1 pseudogene is annotated in these 1,290 nt (G+C 35.4%); it reads left to right on the top strand.

The annotated features are described in order from the left end of the window. A pseudogene (locus C9E89_RS23560) lies at window positions 1–1,208 on the top strand (hypothetical protein); the annotation flags it as partial. Window positions 1,209–1,290 lie beyond the last annotated feature (82 nt).

The following is a 1,290-nucleotide window of genomic DNA, read 5'->3' as shown; positions in this document are numbered from 1 at the left end:
CTTATTTAAAACGTTTGATTGCTTCAAAGCTTTTACATAAAACTTCAGATGATGCAATTGCCCATGCACGTGCATTTATCACATTGAACGGCGGTTCATTAGATCCTATAGAAGTTGAAATTGTTGTTGAGCCTGAGGTTACTACTGAACTCGCACCTGAATCAGTTGAAGAAAAACCGAAGAAAACAACTTCAGCAGAAATAAAAAAACGCTACATCGAGGCATTGAACAAAACAACTAGAGAGCGTGAAGTCTTTGCTATTGAAACTCAAATTACGATCAACAGTGATTTGAATAAAAGAGACCTGAACTCGCTAAAATCAATGATTGAACAGCTATATGCTAAATTTAAACAAATTGAAGCTGATGAAATTAACGCGCTGATTGTTCAATTTAAAGAACAAATTACAGCAGCTCAAACAGCACAAGAGTTAATTAAGATCCGTACCACTTTTGCTTCAAACGGAACTTTAAGTGATGAACAACATGAAGATCTTAATACTTGTTTTAATGCAAAATTGGTTGAGATTGATTCAGAGCAATATGTACCCCAATCTAATATTGAAATTATTAGCCAAGAAAATGTGACTGCTTCAGAGGATAGCTTAGTTTCTGATTCTGAAACGAATAAAGCAAATGATTCATTTTTTGGTGATACAGAAAAGTCTCGTATAAGTGCTGAACTTAAACAAGAGCTAACGTACAAAATTATCCAAATGAGTGCTGATGAGTTGGATGCGATTGTAGTTGAGATCCATAACAATCCTAAGCTGGTATCTACACATAAAAATCATCTAGATAGGCATATTGAACTTCGTAGAAAAGCTTTGGTCAAAGAAGCAAATGCAGAGGCTGAGAAGAAATACCAAGAAAATCTAACTGATTTAATCAATAGAGCAAGTCAAGCACAAACTCCCGCTGAAGCCAATGCTTTAGTCCGATATACGACCCAATGGACTGAAGAACAACGTAAACCATTAATTAATGCAATTAGTAAACGTTTGGCTGAACTCGATCCACCTGCAAAGTCTGAATCATCACTGATGGTTCGTATTAATAACGCGCAAAGCCTTGAAGAACTTGAAATATTAGAAACTGAAATTAAGCAGTCTGATGAAAGAGTTCAAGCGCGTTTATTTAGCTATGCAAACCAACGTCGTGCAGATCTGGTTAGCTATGAAGAAACTCAAAACTGGGATGATCAGTAAATAAGGTAAGCAAATGGAATGGACTCTGTTTTTCCTTGAAATTTTATTAGTCGTGAATGGATTTGTGTTTATTAACTTTGAA

The sequence above is a fragment of the Acinetobacter sichuanensis genome, from assembly GCF_003024515.2.
GTDB lineage: Bacteria > Pseudomonadota > Gammaproteobacteria > Pseudomonadales > Moraxellaceae > Acinetobacter > Acinetobacter sichuanensis.
Note: the sequence above shows the minus strand (reverse complement) of the source record. Positions and strands in the feature narration are given on the sequence as shown.